The sequence below is a fragment of the Streptomyces siamensis genome (assembly GCF_039543605.1).
Taxonomy (GTDB): Bacteria; Actinomycetota; Actinomycetes; order Streptomycetales; family Streptomycetaceae; genus Streptomyces; species Streptomyces siamensis.
On sequence record NZ_BAABKB010000011.1, the window covers coordinates 1 to 15,270 of the forward strand.

At 72.4% G+C, this 15,270-nt stretch carries 14 protein-coding genes; 5 read left to right on the forward strand and 9 right to left on the reverse strand.

Features of this window, described 5'->3' with window-relative positions:
* The first annotated feature begins 229 nt into the window (after positions 1-229).
* Positions 230-1,435 carry a globin domain-containing protein gene (locus tag ABEB03_RS17940; RefSeq protein ID WP_345649574.1) on the forward strand — a complete coding sequence of 402 codons (1,206 nt, stop codon included), beginning with the start codon at positions 230-232 and terminating at the stop codon, positions 1,433-1,435.
* Between the two features lie 282 nt (positions 1,436-1,717).
* Here the strand turns inward: ABEB03_RS17940 and ABEB03_RS17945 are convergent, their stop codons facing one another.
* From ABEB03_RS17945 to ABEB03_RS17970, 6 genes are all read right to left on the reverse strand, one after another.
* Positions 1,718-2,779 carry a nucleoside triphosphate pyrophosphohydrolase gene (locus ABEB03_RS17945; protein ID WP_345649577.1) on the reverse strand — a complete coding sequence of 354 codons (1,062 nt, stop codon included), beginning with the start codon at positions 2,777-2,779 and terminating at the stop codon, positions 1,718-1,720.
* A 185-nt stretch (positions 2,780-2,964) separates the two neighbouring features.
* Positions 2,965-3,624 carry a SurA N-terminal domain-containing protein gene (locus ABEB03_RS17950; RefSeq protein WP_345649580.1) on the reverse strand — a complete coding sequence of 220 codons (660 nt, stop codon included), beginning with the start codon at positions 3,622-3,624 and terminating at the stop codon, positions 2,965-2,967.
* Positions 3,625-3,780: 156 nt separating this feature from the next.
* The gene (locus ABEB03_RS17955) at positions 3,781-4,608 is read right to left on the reverse strand and encodes a glycoside hydrolase domain-containing protein (RefSeq protein WP_345649583.1); all 828 of its coding nucleotides are present in this window, start codon (positions 4,606-4,608) and stop codon (positions 3,781-3,783) included.
* Positions 4,609-4,872: 264 nt separating this feature from the next.
* Positions 4,873-6,360: a serine/threonine-protein kinase gene (locus tag ABEB03_RS17960; protein ID WP_345649776.1), complete on the reverse strand. Its 1,488-nt coding sequence runs from the start codon at positions 6,358-6,360 to the stop codon at positions 4,873-4,875.
* A gap of 38 nt (positions 6,361-6,398) precedes the next feature.
* On the reverse strand, positions 6,399-7,016 hold the full coding sequence (locus ABEB03_RS17965) for a hypothetical protein (protein ID WP_345649586.1): 618 nt from the start codon (positions 7,014-7,016) through the stop codon (positions 6,399-6,401).
* Positions 7,017-7,371: 355 nt separating this feature from the next.
* Positions 7,372-9,402 carry an N-6 DNA methylase gene (locus ABEB03_RS17970; RefSeq protein WP_345649589.1) on the reverse strand — a complete coding sequence of 677 codons (2,031 nt, stop codon included), beginning with the start codon at positions 9,400-9,402 and terminating at the stop codon, positions 7,372-7,374.
* A gap of 303 nt (positions 9,403-9,705) precedes the next feature.
* On the opposite strand from ABEB03_RS17970, the gene ABEB03_RS17975 reads away from it, so the two are divergent.
* Together ABEB03_RS17975 and ABEB03_RS17980 are read left to right on the forward strand one after the other, a co-directional pair.
* Positions 9,706-10,416, forward strand: a complete 711-nt coding sequence (locus ABEB03_RS17975) for a hypothetical protein (RefSeq protein ID WP_345649592.1) — start codon at positions 9,706-9,708, stop codon at positions 10,414-10,416.
* A gap of 69 nt (positions 10,417-10,485) precedes the next feature.
* Positions 10,486-11,235 (forward strand): LolA-like protein, encoded by a 750-nt coding sequence (locus ABEB03_RS17980; protein WP_345649595.1) that lies wholly within the window; start codon positions 10,486-10,488, stop codon positions 11,233-11,235.
* A gap of 30 nt (positions 11,236-11,265) precedes the next feature.
* On the opposite strand, the gene ABEB03_RS17985 is transcribed toward ABEB03_RS17980, so the two are convergent.
* Both ABEB03_RS17985 and ABEB03_RS17990 read right to left on the reverse strand, forming a co-directional pair.
* Positions 11,266-12,009 (reverse strand): GNAT family N-acetyltransferase, encoded by a 744-nt coding sequence (locus tag ABEB03_RS17985; protein WP_345649598.1) that lies wholly within the window; start codon positions 12,007-12,009, stop codon positions 11,266-11,268.
* Between the two features lie 168 nt (positions 12,010-12,177).
* Positions 12,178-12,903 carry an HNH endonuclease family protein gene (locus tag ABEB03_RS17990; RefSeq protein ID WP_345649600.1) on the reverse strand — a complete coding sequence of 242 codons (726 nt, stop codon included), beginning with the start codon at positions 12,901-12,903 and terminating at the stop codon, positions 12,178-12,180.
* Between the two features lie 160 nt (positions 12,904-13,063).
* Between ABEB03_RS17990 and ABEB03_RS17995 the strand changes: the two genes are divergently transcribed.
* Positions 13,064-13,243, forward strand: a complete 180-nt coding sequence (locus ABEB03_RS17995; RefSeq protein WP_345649603.1) for an Rv0909 family putative TA system antitoxin — start codon at positions 13,064-13,066, stop codon at positions 13,241-13,243.
* Positions 13,244-13,476: 233 nt separating this feature from the next.
* Here the strand turns inward: ABEB03_RS17995 and ABEB03_RS18000 are convergent, their stop codons facing one another.
* Positions 13,477-14,406 (reverse strand): SCO6745 family protein, encoded by a 930-nt coding sequence (locus ABEB03_RS18000; protein ID WP_345649606.1) that lies wholly within the window; start codon positions 14,404-14,406, stop codon positions 13,477-13,479.
* Positions 14,407-14,684: 278 nt separating this feature from the next.
* Between ABEB03_RS18000 and ABEB03_RS18005 the strand changes: the two genes are divergently transcribed.
* A complete protein-coding gene (locus tag ABEB03_RS18005; protein ID WP_345649779.1) occupies positions 14,685-15,260 on the forward strand; it encodes a TetR/AcrR family transcriptional regulator in 576 nt (191 codons plus the stop codon).
* Positions 15,261-15,270 lie beyond the last annotated feature (10 nt).

Genomic DNA, 15,270 nt, shown 5'->3' on the forward strand with positions numbered 1-15,270 from the left:
CGCGTCCGCGGCAGCGGGCGGCACGGTCCGCGCACGGTGCGGGTCCGCCGCCGCGGCACGGCCGGGGGCGGCCGGCCAGGGCCCGCGTGCGCCGGGCTCGGGGGCCGCGCGCGCCCGACGGGGAGCCGTGTCCACCGGGCCGGCGGGGTGCCGCGTTCCCTTCATCCGGACTGTCCGTAAATCGCCTGCTGTTTGACCACGCGGCTCGAAGAGTCCATACATTCGCGCGGTGGACCCCGAGATACTCCGATCCAGCTTCGCGGTCGTCGAGAGGCGCGCCGAGTTCGCGGTCAAGTACTTCTACTCCCATCTGTTCCGTCACCGACCGGACCTTCGCGCGCTGTTCCCGCTGGACCTCCCGCAGGACATGGAGCGGCAGCGGGACCGGCTGTTCGCGGCGCTCACCCATGTGACGGAGCGGCTGGAGGACCCGGGCCTGCCCGACTATCTGCGGGAACTCGGCCGTGACCACCGCAAGTACCTCGCCGAGCCCGAGCATTACGCGGCCGTCGGAGCGAGCCTGATCGCCGCGTTCGCCGCCGTCGCGGGCTCGGCGTGGAACGCGGAGGTCGAGAAGGCCTGGTGCGAGGCGTACGAGGCGATCTCGGACCTGATGCTCCAGGGCGCGTGGGAGGCGCAGCACCGCGGTGAACCGCCCTGGTGGGACGCCGAGGTGACCACGAGGACGCGGCACGGCGACGACCTCGTCGTCCTCACCCTGCGGCCGCGGCGGCCACTGCCCTACTCCCCCGGCCAGTACGTCGGCGTCAACGTCCCGCATCTGCCGGGCGTCTGGCGGCCCTACTCGCTGGCCAACGCGCCCCGCCCCGACCACACGGTGGATCTGCACGTCAGCCTGGTCGAGGAGGGGGTGCTGTCCACCGCCCTCGTCCGGCAGACCCGGGAGGGCGACGTCCTGCGGCTGAGCGCGCCCGGCGGCGAGCTGACCCTGCGCAGCTCCGTGGAGCGGCCCGTCACCCTCATCGCGGCCGGTACGGGCTGGGCTCCCGTGAAGGCGCTGCTGGAGCGGCTCGACGCGTCGCACGAGGCCCGGCTGTTCCTGGTCGCCCGCGACATCGAGCACCTGTACGGCCGTGCAGCCGTGGAGCGGTTACGGCACCGGCTGCCCCGGCTCGCCGTCACCTTCATCACGCCCGCGCCCGGCCGCCCCCGGACGCAGGCGACCGAACGCCTCCTGACCGCGCTGGGCAACCGGGCCGGCTGGGCCCGGCACGACGTGTATCTGGCCGGTCCTCCCGAGCTCGTCGAGGAGGTCTGCGAGACCCTTCCCGCCCTCGGCACACCACTGGAGCGGATCTTCCACGACGTGCCGGGGCCGGCCGGGGAGCCCCGGCCCCTGGGCGCCGCGGAGTGGCTGCTCGGCCGCCCACGGCCGAGCTGGCACAACCCGTCGGGCCGCACGGCCCGGACGTGACTCCGGGCGGTACCGCGGCGGGACGCGGCCGGGGCCCGGACGTGCCCCGGCCGGGAGGTGACTCGGATCCTCACGCGCACCCGCCGGCACGTGACTCCGATCCTCTGTGTCTCCGATCCTCACGTGCTCCGGCCGGCACGTGACTCCGATCCGGACGCACCCCCGCCGCACGCAACTCCGATCCGGACGTACCCCCGCCGCACGCAACTCCGATCAGGACGTGCACCCGCCGAGACGTGGCCGCGGCCCGGATGTGACCGCGGCCCGGTGCGGGCCGGTGGGTCAGCCGGCGTCGGGGGCGGAACCCTCGGCCGTGCGGATCGCGTCGCGGTAGGCGCGCGCCGCCGCCCGCAGCGCCGCCTCCGGGTCGACTCCCTCGGCCTCGGCGCGCGCGGCGACGGCCAGCAGTTCGTACCCCACGCCCTCGCCGCGCGGCAGCTCGACGTCCAGGCCCGCCGTGCGCACCCTGGAGACCAGCTTCGTGGCCAGCGCCAGTCCCGGCTGCCCCAGGGGCACCCCCTCGGTCACGGACGACCGCTGCTTCTCCACCGCCTTCGTGCGCAGCCAGTGCTCCTTGACCTCCTCCGGCGTCGTGGCCGTCTCCTCGCCGAACACGTGCGGATGACGGTGGATCAGCTTGGCGACGATGCCGCCGGCCACGTCGTCGATGGAGAAGGGCTCGGAGCCGTCCTCCGGCCGGCCCTCCTGTGCGATACGGGCGTGGAAGACGACCTGGAGGAGGACGTCGCCGAGCTCCTCGCGCAGCTCGTCGCGGTCACCCGCCTCGATCGCCTCGACGAGTTCGTACGCCTCCTCGATGCCGTACTTGGCGAGGCCCTCGTGGGTCTGCCGGGACGACCAGGGGCACTCGGCACGGATGCGGTCCATGACCTGGACGAGGTCGAGCAGCCGCGCGCCCGGCAGGTCGTACGAGGCGGGCAGCAGCTCCAGGTCCGGCATCCGTATGCGGCCGGAGCCGGCCAGCCGGGCCAGGCCGTCGGTGAGCCGCGGCTCCCCCTCGCCGGTGGCGACGACGACCACGGTGCGGCCGCCGGCGCAGGCGTCGACGAGGTCCTGCGCGGTCGGGGCTCCCTCGTCGACGGTGACGCCCGCGTCGCGCAGATAGGGCAGCTGGGGATGCGTGCCGTCGGCGCACACGACCTGGTCGGCGTCGCGCAGCACCTGCCAGGCGGGCCAGGACAGCAGGCCGGGCGCCACCCGGTGGCTGGTGGTGAGCAGGACGACACGGCCCGGGTCGGGGGCGGTCGGGCCGTCGGCGGCGGCCGGGTCGCCATCGGGGCCGGGAGCGGTCGGGGCGCCGTCGAAGCTGCTGGTTGCGTTCACCCCTCGAACGTAACCCACGCCGCCGACGGCCCGGACGGTTGTCCACAGGCTGTGGGCGACCGGACGACCGGCGTTCGCGAGCCGTCCGGCCGAACCGTACGGCCGAGCCGTCCGGGGAGCCCGGCGCCACCGTCTCCGGGCCCCACGGCCCGGCCCGGCACCGGCGCCTCCGGGCCGGCGGGCCGCTACGCGGTCTGCTGGGTGCCCGCCGAGGTGACCTCACGCAGCCAGGGCGTCTTCGCGTCGACGCGGCTGCTCTTCTGGACGTCCCAGGCGCCGTAGCGCGGGTTCAGGTCGACGTCGAGCTGCTTGGAGGCGGCCGACATCGCCTTCCAGAACGCGGCCTTGCCCTCGGTGGTGTTCATGTCGGCACCGAGGGCAGAGGCCAGCTTCTGAGCCTCGATCTCGGTGCGCAGGCTGTCCTCCAGGCGCTGCGGGGCCACCCCGTACTGCTGGAGCCAGGCCGTCTCCAGGGCCTTCGCGCCGCCCGCCTGCTGTTCGAGGGCCGTGCGCATCTGCTGGGTGTCCTTGCGGGTCACACTCACGCCGGCGTTCTTCGCGGCACGGTCGAGGACCCGGTCGAGAACCATGCTGTGCAGGGTGTCGCGGGTGAGGCTGCCGGTCTTCGCGACGGCCTGCTCGTACTGGGCGTCGTCCTGGGTGGCGGCCCGCTGCGCGTCGCGCACCTCGTTCACCCGGCTCTCCAGCTGCGCGACGGTGATCCGCTGGCCGCCTACGACGGCAGCCGCGCCCGGATGCGCGTCGCCACCGCACGCGGTGAGGAGGGGTGCCGCGGCGACGATCGCGGCGGAGAGGACGAGCGCGGTACGACGGCGGCGGTGCAAGGAAGCCTCCCGAGGAGATTGTGCGACGGTGCACAAAGTCTTGCGGTGATCGATGGTAGGCAGTGGCCCAGCTCTCGGCCACCCTTTCGACCAACGATTCGCCCGGCCTTCGGGCACCGTCTCACTCTCACACGGGCATCACGCGTCACACGGTTGTCAGCCCGTGATCGCCACCGGCGCGTCCCACGCGTCCCGGTCCACGGTGATCGTGCAACCGCCGCGGGACTCCTTGCTGTTCACCATGTACTGATGGGCGCGGCTGTGGTTCGTCCACCGGTCGGCGGCGAACGGCCAGTCGGCGGTCGTGGTGTTCTGCTTGTCCCACAGCGCGTACCAGAGGTTGCCCGGCAGGTCCGTGCGGTCGCCCGCCTCGGCGACCGCCTTGGCGCTGGAGCTGCGGAAGCCGTAGAAGCCGGTGCGGTACGTCCTGGCGTGCAGCGCCTTGTCGAAGGCGCGCACATAGGTCAGCACGGCGTCGTTGCACGCCTTGTTCGCCGTGTCGTACGCCTCCATGTCCAGGTAGACCGGGCTGCCGGCCTTCATGCCGAGGGCGGACGCCTTGGCGACGGCGTCCGCGCCGTCGGCGGCGCCGAGGGACGCCGCGGTGGACGCGGTGATCTTCTCGGGGCTCGCCCCGGTCTGGCAGGACGGCTGCGCGCCGACGTACAGGGGGATGAGTTTCCAGCCCATCGTGCTGACCGATTTGACCCAGGACGCGGTGAGGTTGGGCTGGCCGCATCCTCGGTTCCTGCCGCCCACGTAGACGGCGGCCGCGCCGTAGAAGCCGGTGTGCCACGCCTTCATCGCGGACAGCGACGGCGCGGCGCAGGTGTCGAAGGCGCGCCCGGTGAAGGTGCGTTGCGCGGGCCAGGCGGTGGCGGCCATCGAGGTCTGCGCGGCGATCCCCGCCCCGGCGGCCACGGCGGCGCCGGCCACCGCCCACGCCATGTATCTGCGCTTCCTGGACTGCCGATGGCTGGACATGATCTTCCCACCCCATGGTTCGAATGACGGGTGCGCGCGGCACGGACCGCGTGCGGCGCGCGGCCGACGGGGCGGCACGCGGACGGCACGTCACCCACTCGTCCGGCGCGCCCACGCGTCCGACTGCCTGCGCCCGCCACGCACGCGCGTGTGGCGCACGAAAACGCATCGCAACGTATCCGGCGGTGCCCCTCCGTTCGGGAAACCCGGCACCTTGATCATCACAAGCTTCGGCCAAGGTGGCGCAAAGACCGCGATGCGGATTCAGCCCCGGACCTGGCCCAGCCACTGCAAGGTGCGGCGGATCTCCGCCACCATCGGATGCCCGGGCCCGCGCAGCCGCTCCACGTCGTGCAGCAGCCGCGCCAGTGTGTCGTGGGCGGCGCCCCGGTCGCCGAGGGCGAGCAGCAGGTGGCCGATGCGGCGGCGCACCTCCAGAGAGATCTCCGGGTCCCCGGCGACGTACTGGTTCTCGTAGTACGGCAGCAGGGCGCGGTACTCGGCGAGCGCCGCGGCAGGTTCACCGAGCTGCTCCAGGCACTGCGCGGCCTCGTAGCGGAAGCGCAGGGACTGCGGGTCGGCCTGGCCGGCCTCGGCGGCCCGCTCGTCGGCGAGACGGCGCAGCTCGGGCAGGGCCCGCCGGTACTGGCCGTCGTCCATCAGCGTGGCCGCGTACTGCTTGCGCAGGGTCCGCACGACGGGCGAGTGCTCGCCGTGCTCGGCGGCGGCGGCCGGCAGGATCGACCCGAGGATGTCCACGGCCTGCGTGATGCGCCCCTCGCCCAGCAGCCGCTTCACCTCGTCCACGGCACCCGCGACATCGGCCCGCTCCACGGCGGGCGGGGCCTGCGGCTGCGGCTGCGGCGCCGGGGTGCGCGCCCGGTCCGGCCACGGCGCGTGCGGGCGCAGGAAGGGACGGGTGGGGTCGAGCGGGGCGCCGGTGGGCATACCGCGTGCGGGCAGCAGCGGCAGCAGCTGTTCGTACGTCTCCTGCGCCGAACCCGGCCTGTGCTGCGGGTCCTTGGACAGCAGCCGCAGCACGAGGCTCTCCAGGGCGGGCGGCACCTCGGGGCGCAGCCGGCGCACCGGGAGCGGCGGCTCGTAGAGGTGCCGGTGCAGTACGCCGAGCGCCGTCGAACCCGAGAACGGCACGTCCCCGCTGAGCAGTTCGTGCAGCAGCACCCCCAGCGCGTACAGGTCCGTGTACGGGCCGACGGCGCCGCCCATCGCCTGCTCGGGGGCCATGTAGGCCGGGCTGCCGATGGGTGAGCCGGTGTGCGTCAGACGCGTGGTGTCGGTGTCCATGACGGACGCGACGCCCAGGTCGAGGACGGTGACCGTGCCGTCCTGCTTGACCATCACGTTCCGCGGTTTCAGGTCGCGGTGCACGATCGGGACGGCGTGCACCGCGGACAGCACGGCGCACAGCTGCGCCGCGACCGCGACGGCCCACTGCCACGGGTAGGGGTCGTGTTCGGCGAGGTGGTCGGAGAGGTCGGCCCCGTCGACGTACTGCATGACGAGGAACAGCTCCTCGCCCTCGCTGCCCGCGTCGTGGACCGTGACCAGACCGGGGTGGTCGACCTGCGCGGTGACCCGGCACTCGCGCACGAAGCGGCGACGCAGCTCGTCGGCCTCCTGGCCCGCGACCTTGTCCGGCCGCAGGAGCTTCACCGCCACCCGCCGGTCCAGACGCTGGTCGTAGGCCGTCCACACCTGGCCCATGCCGCCCTGGCCGATCAGCGTGGACAGCTCGTACCGGTCCGCGACCACACGTCCTGTCGCCACGCTCACCCGCGGTCCCTGCCGTCCCTGCCGTCGTCCTGATGTCCGTCGTGCTTGCGCAGATAGTCACTGAGCTCGTCGAGCTCGGCCCGCACCTGGTCGATCCGCGCGGGCGCGTGCCGCTGGGGCGGCGCCGTCGTCGCGGGCGGCGGCGTCGGCCGGGGCATCGGCGGCGGCGTGTGCGGGCCCTGGTTCTGCGGAACCGTCGTGGCGGTGTACGGAGACTGCGGGTAGCCGTACGCCTGCGGCGGGGGCTGCTGCGGTACGTAGCCCGGGAAGCGGAGCTGGTGGAAGTGGCGTATGTCCGCCGCCAGGTAGTACGCGATCTCGGCGACCAGCGAGCCGAGGAGCAGCGCCATGCCCGTCCAGCCGCCCGGCGTGTGGACCTCCTCGCCGGGCTCGGTGCCCAGCAGGACGAGGCTGAGGACCAGAGCCGCGATCGAGGCGACGAACAGCCCCCAGTCGACCGACTTCCGCGTCACGATCGCGAGGCGCAGCATCATCGTCCAGGCCAGCAGGCCGAGGGTGAACACGGAGATCACCACGAAGAACACGCGCAGGAAGACCAGCCACCCGGTAGGGGGTGGTGATTTCACCGGCTGCGCCTGGCCGTGGCCTTGCATGGCTGCTCCTGGAGGCCTGATGAGGACGGACGTACGAGTTCGGAGTCCGAGCGTATAGGCCGACAAGGACAACCGGTTACGGGTTGCGCCGAACCGTTGTCGTGCTGATCACTTCGCGCCGTCCCGCGGCACCCGCGCAGGCCACGACGGAAGTCCGCGTTCCGTCGGCCCGCCGTGCCCGGACCGCCCGTCCGCCGTGCCCGGACCGGCCATCGGCTGCACCCGAACCGCCCGTCCGCGGAGGCCGGAGCGCGAGCGGAGCGGATGAAACCCCTTGTCCGCAGCGGCCTCACCGCGTGCGCCGGCCTGCCCTTCCCCGTGCCGGAATCCGTCGGGCCGTCAGTCCGTCGGGCCGTCAGTCCGGCGCGACCGTCCCGTCCGTCAGGCCGTCGTACATGCCGCGCACCAGTTGCTCGCCGAGCCGGCCCGCGCGCCGCAGCGCGTCCTCGAACTCGGCCAGTGCGCGGAAGCGTTCCCCGTAGCGGCGCTGCTCGTCGAGCGGCAGCCGGGGCAGCTGGAGGCGGCGCACGTCCAGCCGGGTCGCGGTGGACGCGTAGCTGCTGGCCTGCCGGTTGTTGGCGGTGCCGCGCAGGAAGCCGGCCAGGAACCACGGGTCGAGCGCGGCCGGGTCGGGCCGCAGGAGCGTGAGGTTGCGCCCCAGGGCGGCGCCCGCCGTGCGTTCGTCCACCACGCGCGCGACGGACCCTCCGCCGAGCACGGGCACGACGACGTCCCCCGCCTCGACCAGCACGGCTTCCTCCTCGCCCTCCGGCAGCGTCCCGGACGGGTCGGTTCCGGCGAGCACGTCGTGGTCGGTGAGCACCGGCACGCGCGCGGGCGCGCCATTACCTCCCGTACGCAGCACCAGCGCACCCCCGCGGGCGAGTTCGCCGACGGTGATGAGGGGCCAGCGTGCGGGCTGGGCGCCCTGGGCCTTCGGTGGCGTCAGGTCGGTGGTGAGCCGCAGAGTCTCGCCGAGCCGTTCCCGCACGCCGACCAGCTGCTCGGTGCCACCGCCCGATGCGGCCGGCGGCAGATGGCGGGCCGGCGCCAGGTCGACGTCGTCGTCGAGGAGTTCGATGACGGGTACCGCACGGCTGAACCCAGGCTCCTCCCGCACGCTGCCGGTGCGCTCGAAGGGCCGCCACGCGTCGAGCACCGCCGTCCGCACGGCCTGCCAGTCCAGGCCGGCCCGCCCGTCGCCGGCCGAAGCACCGGCGTCCACCAGCAGCAACTCGGGCTGCGCGGGCGCCTTCTCGGGACGGCGCAGCACCCACACGTGAAGCGGGATGTTGTACGGGGGCGCCGCTCCGACCGGCAGGGCGATCACCGCGCGCAGCGCCCCGCGGCGCAGCAGGTCGGCGCGGATACGGCGGCCCGAGCGGCGGGAGGCCGCGGCCGGGGGCATCAGCAGCACCGCGCTGCCGCCGTCCCTGAGGTGGGCCAGCGCGTGCTGCACCCAGGCCAGCTCCGACTCCGTACGAGCCGGGAAGCCGTACTCCCAGCGGGCGTCGTAGGCGAGTTCGTCGTGCCCCCAGTTGCGCTCGTTGAACGGCGGGTGGCACAGGACGGCGTCGGCCCTGAGCGCGGGATGCGCGTCGGCGCGCAGACTGTCCCCGGAGGCGGTGCGGACGGCGGCCTTCCCCTGGAGGGCGAGCCTCAGTGCGGACAGCGCCGCCAGTTCGGGCGCGCTGTCCTGCCCGTACAGCTCCTGGTCCGGCCTCGGCGCCACGGCCCGCAGGAGCGCGCCGGTGCCGCACGCGGGATCGAACGCCGTACGCGCCGGTCCCGCGAGCTCCGCCATCAGCGAGGCCAGGTCGCCCGGGGTGAGCGTGTACTGGCGCGGGTTGGCGTCCAGGTGCCGCCCCAGCAGGAACTCGTACGTCTGCCGCGCGCCCAGCTCGGCGGCGAGCTCGGCGGCACCGCGCAGGAGCGGGGCCGAGGGCAGCAGTTCGGGACCGGTCGGGGTGTGCACGGCGCGGTCGCGGGGCGCGCCGAAGCGGGGGGTGACGACCTGGTCGAGCGCGGCGGGCAGCAGTGCGGCGAGGCGCTCGTCGGAGCCCGCGCTCAGCTCCAGCCAGTCGGTGGGCCGGTCGTGGATGAGCAGCAGGACGCAGCCGGCGTGCACGAGGGCGGTGACCGGGCCCTGCGGGTGTCCGGCGAGCTGCTGCCAGACGCGTTCACGCAGCGGGACCTCGGCGAGTTTGCCCTGCTCGCGCAGCCATGCCTCGACCTCGGCGAGCGCGAAGGAGGGGCTGGTCTCGGTGCCGCCGACGGGCTTGGGGAAGTCGGCGTGGCGCCGCCGCCAGTTGCTGACCGCGGCGCGGCCGACCCCGGCGAGCCGCGCGATCCCGGCAGCGGTCACCTCTGTCGCGTTGTCCTGCACCCGCCGGCTCCCCTCGTTCTGGTCTGTCGCGCCCGGGCCCTGCGGGCCCCTCGCCCTGTGCACCCCTGCGGCCCCGGTCTTCGCGGCTCTGGTCCGTGAAGCGTCCTCGCCTGTGACGCCGAGCATACCGGCGTTCGCAAGATCTATCCCTTCACAGGCGTGTACACAACCTTTCTCGTGAACTGTGTTGACTCGGTTCACACAGTCTGTTGTTATTGACCCACCGAACGGACGAGCCGCCGGAGCGAACCGGCAACTCCGTGCGTTCGGGAGATCTGTTCACAGCCAGGGGAGGGCACAGTCATGGGCATCAAGGCCAAGGTGGGTCTGGGGGCCGTGGTCGGCATCGTCGTCATCGGCGCCGTGTCGGCGAACGCCGGCAACAGCGACAACGACAACGAATCCAGCAACAAGGGCAAGGACACCTCTGCCTCCGCCGAGCGCGAGTCCGGCAAGAAGGCCGACAGCAGAACGAGCGACAAGACGAAGAAGGCCGACAAGAAGGCCGAGAAGAAGGCCGCCTTCGACGGCGACGGAGACTTCCAGGTCGGCTCCGACATCAAGCCCGGCACCTACCGCACCACCGGCAACGACGACGGCATGTGCTACTGGGAGCGCGCCAAGGACGCCTCGGGCGAAATGGACTCCCTCATCGCCAACGACAACGTCACCGGAACCAGCTACGTGACCATCAAGGCCGGCGACAAGCTCTTCAAGACCAGCAGCTGCAACGACTGGGAAGCCGTCGCCGCCAAGCCGTCCGGCTCACCCGCCACCCAGATGAAGGGCGACGGCGGCATGTTCCGCATCGGCGCGGACATCGCCCCCGGCACCTACAAGTCCACCGGCAACGAGGACGACGGCTGCTACTGGGAGCGCGACAAGGACGCCACGCACTCCATGAACTCGATCGCGGCCAACAACAACGTCACCGGCACGGCCGTCGTCACCATCAGCGCCAACGACAGCTACTTCAAGACCACCGGCTGCGGGGACTGGAAGAAGACGGGCTGACACCAGCCGCCCGCCGCCGTCCTCGCCCTCCCCCCACACCTCTTCACCACCTCACACCAAGGAACTCTCATGCGTCGCACCGCACTTGCCGCACTCTGCCTCGCCGCCGCGGCCACCGCGGGCCTCACCGGCTGCCTGCCCGGAGAGACGAAGGCCGACAGCAAGCCGAAGGGCCCCTTCACCGGCCTCACCGGCGGCGAGATCGCCGACCGGGCCGTCAAGGCCACCACAGGCGCCACCTCGCTCCGCATGAAGGGCGACATCCCCGACGACGAGGACGGCGGCACGATCCGCATCGACATGGCCCTCGACAAGAAGGGCCGCTGCGCCGGCACCATGAGCATGAACGGCCAGGGCAAGGCCGACCTCATCAAGACCGGCGACACCATCTACATGAAGTACGACGAGAAATTCCTGCGCGCCCAGGGCGAGGGCCAGTCCAAGTCCGAGACGGACGGAGTGGTGGAACTGCTCGCCGACAAGTGGACCAAGATGGCCGCCACCGGCTCAGACGCCAAGGACATCGCGGGCTTCTGCGACCTCGACAGCGTCCTCGCCGGCGCGGAGGACGTGAACTCCGACGCCACCCGCGGCAAGACCACCACCGTCGACGGCAGCCCGGCGATCATCCTCCACGAGAAGGACGGCAAGGACCGCTACACCCTCTACGTCGCCACCGAGGGCAAGCCGTACCTGCTGCGCGTCGACAGCACCTCCGCCAAGGACCCGGGCACGATCACCTTCAGCGACTACGACAAGCCCGTCCCCGCGCAGAAGCCCGCCGGCAGGATCCTCGACCTGGACAAGCTGTCCGGCTGACCCACCCCGGAACCACGCCGTACGTCGAGCTCACAGGGTGTGCCGCACCCACACATTGGGCTCGACGTACACGGCGTATCCGCGCCCCGGTTCACAGTGCACCGGCACCAGCGCGCCCGGCACCTCGACGAGGCCCGCCGAGTCGAAAGGCAGCCCCGTCCAGCCACGCCACTCCTCCAGCGACGCCGCCACCGTCATCGACGCCGGCGCCACCGCCTCGACGACACCGCCCGCCCGGACATGGACACGCAGCCACGGATCGTGCGGCAGCCCGTCGGCACGCTCCCGCAACGCGTACTCCTCCATCGGCGCACGCGGCTCCAGATGCTTGGCACTTGGACGCACGGGCGCGACGACCTCGCCGAAACCGTGCGCCCGGGCGTTGTCCCGCATCGCGGAGAGCATCCGCGCCGACAGCCCGCCACCCTGCGCATGCGGAGCGACGACGATCGAGACGGCACCGACCGTGTCCGGCGGCGTACCGCGCCGCAGGTCCGCGAACGCCCAGGACAACACCTCGTCCCAGCCCCGTGCGGGCAGCTCGCCCCGCTCCTCGTCCGCGAGAGCGAACGGCACGCTGTACGCGTGCGCCACCACACGTCCGTGCTCGTCCTCGGCGAACAGCACGTACTGCGGCAGTTCGGTGGCGATCCGCCCGTAGTGCGAGTTGCCCACCGGATCGTGCAGCAGGAACTCCGGCCAACTGTTGGCCATCCCCACCACCTGCCCGAGCATCTCGGGACGTTCGGCGAGACTCGACACCTTCAGCTCCATGCCCGTCACCGTAGGCGCCGGTCCGACACAGCGAAACGGATTTCACGCCTGGTATCGGGTCGCCCCGGGGGAGTGTGGGGTGTTCCGGGGGCTGGGCGTTCCCGAAGGCGGCAAGGTGGGACGCTCCCCGGCGCGACGGGCAGATGCGGCCCGGCGCCCGCGCCCCCGTCAGTTCGCGTGGAAGCGTGCCGGTGCGCTCGTCGGGTTGCCGCCCGAAGGAAGCTTCTGACCGGGGCAGCCGGAGAGGACCTTCCTCATCGCCGCCTTCTCGGCACTCGTCACCCACAGCTCGTACTTCTTCTTCACCGCGACCTGCGCGGCGACATACGTACAGCGGTACGCCTTGTTGGGCGGCAGCCATGTCGCGGTGTCACCGTCGCCCTTGCTGCGGTTGGCGCTCGCACCCACGGCACGCAGATTCAGCGGGTCGTTGGCCAGCGCGATCCGCTTGCTCGCGTCCCAGTACTTGGCGCCCTTCTGCCAGGCGTCGGAGAGCGCGACCAAGTGATCTATGTCGACCAGGCTGCGACCGCGGGCGAACTTCACGTCCTGGCCGCCGTACGGGTCGGGGGTGAGGAGCCCGGACGACACCTTGCACGTGCCGTCGCTGAACTTCACGTCCTTGAGATCCCGCTTGAGGATGTCGTCCCGGGTGTCGCACCGGTTGGAGTCCGTGTCGGCCCAGGCCGTGCCGAACCGCTCACGGCTGTATCCCGTCTTGGGTGCCCGCCCCTTGACGGTCAGCGAGTCCACGGCGGCGAGAGCCGCACCACCGGCCGCCGTCCCCTTCGCTCCCGGCGAGTCCTCACTCCCCGTGCGGCAGCCGGCGACACCGGTCCCCACGGCGAACATCATCACTGCGGCCGCGACCGCCCCACCCCTCAGACGCACCACGACACCCCTCCCCGAGCTCCCCTGATCCGCCCCTGACGGGCGCGTTTTCCCAGTGCCCACCGTAGCCGCCGGTACTCCTCCCCCATACCTGGCGCCAACGGGCAAACGGTGCACGCCGGGCGTATCGTCGGTGGTGAGTCACCTCGGGAAGGAGCTCTGGATGGGCATCTTCGACAGGTTCAGGGGCCACGGACAGGACAAGGCCAAGGAAATGTCCGACGTGGCGGAGAAGAAGGTCAACGAGAAGACGGGCGACAAGTACACGGAACAGGTCGACGACGCGCAGCAGAGGATCGAAGGCGCGGCAGGCCTGAAGCGTGACCGCCCCGACCAGCCGTAACGCCAACGCCGAGGACTCAAGAAGCCCAGCGCCGGCCGGATCGACTGAACCCCGCAACCCGAGCCGTCCGCCGAGACCGACACCATGAGGTCGGCGGGCGGCTTTCGGTGTGGGAGGGGGGCGGTCGGCGTGGGAGGGCCCGTCCGGCGCCCTTTTCGCTGTCCATCGGGGCCCCTCCCCCTCCCCCTCCCCTCCCTCTGTGCTGCTGAGTGCCTGCCGGGCGTGCCCGCAGATCACACCTTGCCGATGCCCAGGGTCGTCTCCGACGGGAGCAGGCCCGAGCCGAGTGCCGCGACCCAGAACTCGCCGAGCAGGTCGGCGAGATGGGCGGCGCCGTCCGGGCCGAGCGCGCGCCAGGGCGCGGCGGCGAGTTCGTCGGTGTGCTGTTCGACCTGGCGCCGCAGTTCACGGCCGGCGGGTGTGGCGATGCCGTCCTCGTCCACCAGGCCCCGGGCGGTGAGGCGTTCGCGGGCGGCGGTCCATTCCTCCTGGCTCCAGCCGCGGCTTTCGAAGCGTTCCACGGAGGCCGCGCCTATCGCCGCGAAGGAGACGAGGGATTCGACGGGGTCGAGGCCGGCGACGAGGAGTGCCGCGAGGTGGCCGTCGCCCCGGTGTTCACGCAGGATCGTCGCCGCGTGCCACAGCTGGAGGTGGGGGGCCTCGGGCCAGGCCGATTCGGCGTTGGCCGCGGCGAGCGGGCGGCCCGCGGTGTTCGCGGCTTCGGCGGCGCGGCGGGCGAGTGCGGCTGCCTCGGCGAGTTCGGGGGAGGTGATGCGGTCGCCGAATATCGCGCGGTAGGCGCGGTCGACGGCGCGCTCTCGGGCGTTCAGGACCTGCTCCGGACTCGCGGTCTGCCAGGCGGACTTCATGTGTTCGGCGACCATGCGTGGGCTGAAGCTGTAGAAGGCGGAGGTGACGCGTTCGCTGCCGGCGGCGCCCAATGGGGCTGCGCGGTAGGGGAAGTAGCTCGGCCAGCGTTCCGCTGTGTCGTAGCCGAGGGCTGCGGCTTCCTCGAAGGTCTCCGGTGCGTAGTAGAAGACGGCGTGGAGGGGTTCGAGGAGGTGCCAGAGCTGGCGCACCCGTCCGAGCTCGACGTCCGCGCCCGCCTGGGCGGTTTCTTCGGTCTTGTTGGTTCCGCTGGTCGTGCTGACGCTCTCCGACATGACTCATCCCCTCGTCACGGTCCGGCTCGATGCGTAACTTGACATTGACTAGATTGCCGGAGGAGGGGGAACTTGTCAATGTCTAGATTCCGCGTAGGCTTTTGAGCATGGCCGAGACCAGTAGGAACACCGGGACGAGCAGGACCGTCGGGACCGACGGGACCGACACGGCGACGGGGGCGACCGGGGCCGCCGGTACCGCACCGACCGCCCGGGCCGCCGAGACCACGCGGGACTCCGGGGACACCGGGCCCCAACGCCCGTACCACCACGGCGATCTGCGGCGCGCGATCCTGCGGGCGGCGCTCGACGCCATCGCCGCCGACGGGCCGTCCGCGCTGAGCCTGCGCGACCTGGCCCGCAGGGCGGGTGTCTCGCACGCGGCCCCGGCCCACCACTTCAAGGACCGCACGGGCCTGCTGACGGCGATCGCCGCGGAGGGGTACGAGCTGCTCGCGGCCGCGCTAGCCGACGCCGACGACCTGCGGGACGCCGGCGTCCGTTACGTGCGCTTCGCGCGGGAGCATCCGGCCTACTTCCAGGTCATGTTCTCCCCGGAGCTGCTGCGGGCGAACGACCTGGAGCTGACGACGGCCAGGACCCTCGCGGGCGAGCGGCTGCGCAGTGCCGTCTCCGCCGTGCCGCAGGAGGGCCGGGGCCCCGACAGCCGCCTCGCCGGTGTCGCGGCCTGGTCACTGGCCCACGGCTTCGCGACGCTGCTCCTCAGTCACAACCTGGACGGGCCGGTGGGCGATCAGGACCCCGACGAGGTGTTCCGCGCGCTCACCGGGATGCTGTTCCGGTCACGGCCGCGCGAGGACGGGCCGGCTTCACCACAGCAGCCCCGGCCGTAGCAGCCCCGGG